Genomic DNA, 3,422 nt, shown 5'->3' on the forward strand with positions numbered 1-3,422 from the left:
CGTCGGGTTTGGTGTTGGTTGAGAATTGCACAGTGGATGCGAGCATCTTTAAAGCTTTTTTGTGGTCAAGTTGCTGAGGGCGTACGGTGGATGCCTTGGCACCAGGAGCCGATGAAGGACGTGGGAGGCCGCGATAGGCCTGGGGGAGCTGTCAACCGAGCTGTGATCCCAGGGTGTCCGAATGGGGGAACCCGGCACCAGTCATGTGGTGTCACTCCCGCCTGAACACATAGGGCGGGTAGAGGGAACGCGGGGAAGTGAAACATCTCAGTACCCGCAGGAAGAGAAAACAACAGTGATTCCGTGAGTAGTGGCGAGCGAAAGCGGATGAGGCTAAACCGTGGACGTGTGATACCTGGCAGGGGTTGCGTTTGCGGGGTTGTGGGACATGTCTTGGTCATGCTGCCATGTGACCGCACAGTCAGAAAATTCGTGGTTAGTCGAAGTTCGCTGGAAAGCGGCACCGTAGACGGTGAGAGTCCGGTAGGCGAAAATCGCGGGTCTGTGTTGGTGTGTTCCCGAGTAGCGGCGGACTCCTGTAATCTGCCGTGAATCTGCCAGGACCACCTGGTAAGCCTAAATACTCCCTGGTGACCGATAGCGGACGAGTACCGTGAGGGAAAGGTGAAAAGTACCCCGGGAGGGGAGTGAAATAGTACCTGAAACCGTGCGCCTACAATCCGTCGGAGCGTCCTGATTTCGGTCAGGGGTGACGGCGTGCCTTTTGAAGAATGAGCCTGCGAGTTAGTGATACGTGGCGAGGTTAACCCGTGTGGGGGAGCCGTAGCGAAAGCGAGTCTGAATAGGGCGTTCAGTCGCGTGTCCTAGACCCGAAGCGGAGTGATCTAGCCATGGGCAGGCTGAAGCGCGGGTAAGACCGCGTGGAGGGCCGAACCCACCAACGTTGAAAAGTTGGGGGATGACCTGTGGTTAGGGGTGAAAGGCCAATCAAACTCCGTGATAGCTGGTTCTCCCCGAAATGCATTTAGGTGCAGCGTCACGTGTTTCTTGCCGGAGGTAGAGCACTGGATGGCCTAGGGGGCCTACAAGCTTACTGAAGTCAACTAAACTCCGAATGCCGGTAAGTGAGAGCGTGGCAGTGAGACTGCGGGGGATAAGCTTCGTAGTCGAGAGGGAAACAGCCCAGATCACCAGCTAAGGCCCCTAAGCGTGTGCTAAGTGGTAAAGGATGTGGGGTCGCATAGACAACCAGGAGGTTGGCTTAGAAGCAGCCACCCTTGAAAGAGTGCGTAATAGCTCACTGGTCAAGTGGTTCCGCGCCGACAATGTAGCGGGGCTCAAGCACACCGCCGAAGCTGTGGCATTCACACAATAACCCGGCCTGATGGTTCGCCTGAGGGTCCAGGTGTGTGGATGGGTAGGGGAGCGTCGTGTCACCGGTGAAGCGGCGGAGTGATCCAGCCGTGGAGGTGACGCGAGTGAGAATGCAGGCATGAGTAGCGAAAGCAGGGTGAGAAACCCTGCCGCCGGATGACCAAGGGTTCCAGGGCCAGGCTAATCCGCCCTGGGTGAGTCGGGGCCTAAGGCGAGGCCGAGAGGCGTAGTCGATGGATAACGGGTTGATATTCCCGTACCCGCGTAGAAGCGTCCATGCTGAACCTTCATGTACTAACCTCCGGATTCCTTGATGCCTTCGGGTGGATGGGTTGATGTTGGGAACTTGTGGGGTAGTAGGCAAGCGATGGGGTGACGCAGGAGGGTAGCTGGACCCGGCCGGTGGTTGTGCCGGGGCAAGCGTGTAGCCCGCAGTATAGGCAAATCCGTACTGCATTGAGGGTGAGACGTGAAGCGGAGCCGTTTCAGGCGAAGTCAGTGATCCCATGCTGCCGAGAAAAGCCTCTAGCGAGTTTCGAGCGGCCCGTACCCCAAACCGACACAGGTGGTCAGGTAGAGAATACCGAGGCGATCGGGCGAACTGTGGTTAAGGAACTCGGCAAATTGCCCCCGTAACTTCGGGAGAAGGGGGGCCACCGATGGTGAGACCACGTGCTGGTGGAGCGGTTGGTGGCCGCAGAGACCAGGGGGAAGCGACTGTTTACTAAAAACACAGGTCCATGCTAAGTCGTAAGACGATGTATATGGACTGACGCCTGCCCGGTGCTGGAACGTTAAGGGGACCTGTTAGTCCGTGAGGGCGAAGCGGAGAACTTAAGCGCCAGTAAACGGCGGTGGTAACTATAACCATCCTAAGGTAGCGAAATTCCTTGTCGGGTAAGTTCCGACCTGCACGAATGGCGTAACGACTTCCCCACTGTCTCAACCACAGGCCCGGCGAAATTGCACTACGAGTAAAGATGCTCGTTACGCGCGGCAGGACGGAAAGACCCCGGGACCTTCACTATAGCTTGACATTGGTACTCGAATTCGATTGTGTAGGATAGGTGGGAGCCGGTGAAGCGGCCACGCCAGTGGTTGTGGAGGCAAGCTTGAAATACCACTCTGTTGGATTTGGGTATCTAACTTCGGACCGTGATCCGGTTCAGGGACAGTGTCTGGTGGGTAGTTTAACTGGGGCGGTTGCCTCCTAAAATGTAACGGAGGCGCCCAAAGGTTCCCTCAGCCTGGTTGGCAATCAGGTGTTGAGTGCAAGTGCACAAGGGGGCTTGACTGTGAGACTGACAGGTCGAGCAGGGACGAAAGTCGGGACTAGTGATCCGGCACTGGCAGGTGGAAGCGGTGTCGCTCAACGGATAAAAGGTACCCCGGGGATAACAGGCTGATCTTCCCCAAGAGTCCATATCGACGGGATGGTTTGGCACCTCGATGTCGGCTCGTCGCATCCTGGGGCTGGAGTAGGTCCCAAGGGTTGGGCTGTTCGCCCATTAAAGCGGTACGCGAGCTGGGTTTAGAACGTCGTGAGACAGTTCGGTCCCTATCCGCCGCGCGCGTAGGATACTTGAGAAGGGCTGTCCCTAGTACGAGAGGACCGGGACGGACGAACCTCTGGTGTGCCAGTTGTTCTGCCAAGAGCACGGCTGGTTGGCTACGTTCGGAAGGGATAACCGCTGAAAGCATCTAAGCGGGAAGCTCGCTTCGAGATGAGGTATCCCACCCCTTGAGGGTTAAGGCCCCCAGTTAGACCACTGGGTTGATAGGCCGGAAGTGGAAGCCTGGTAACAGGTTTGAGCTGACCGGTACTAATAGGCCGAGGACTTGACCTCATACACAAAAGTTTTGAAGACAACGCATCCACTGTGTGATTCTGAACCAACACCCAACGCACCCCGCCCGGGGAAATCCAGGGTGGGTGTGCGGGGTTGACAGGTTCATAGTGTTACGGCGGCCATAGCGGAGGGGAAACGCCCGGTCCCATTCCGAACCCGGAAGCTAAGCCCTCCAGCGCCGATGGTACTGCACCCGAGAGAGTGTGGGAGAGTAGGACGCCGCCGGACAAAATTTCG

Annotated in this window: 2 rRNA genes; both read left to right on the forward strand. The window is 57.2% G+C overall.

Features of this window, described 5'->3' with window-relative positions:
- Positions 1-63 precede the first annotated feature (63 nt).
- Positions 64-3,182 (forward strand): 23S ribosomal RNA (locus ACZ6TV_RS55075).
- Between the two features lie 114 nt (positions 3,183-3,296).
- A 5S ribosomal RNA gene (gene rrf, locus ACZ6TV_RS55080) occupies positions 3,297-3,413 on the forward strand.
- The last annotated feature ends 9 nt before the right edge of the window (positions 3,414-3,422 follow it).

The organism is Dactylosporangium sp. NPDC051087 (assembly GCF_055586325.1).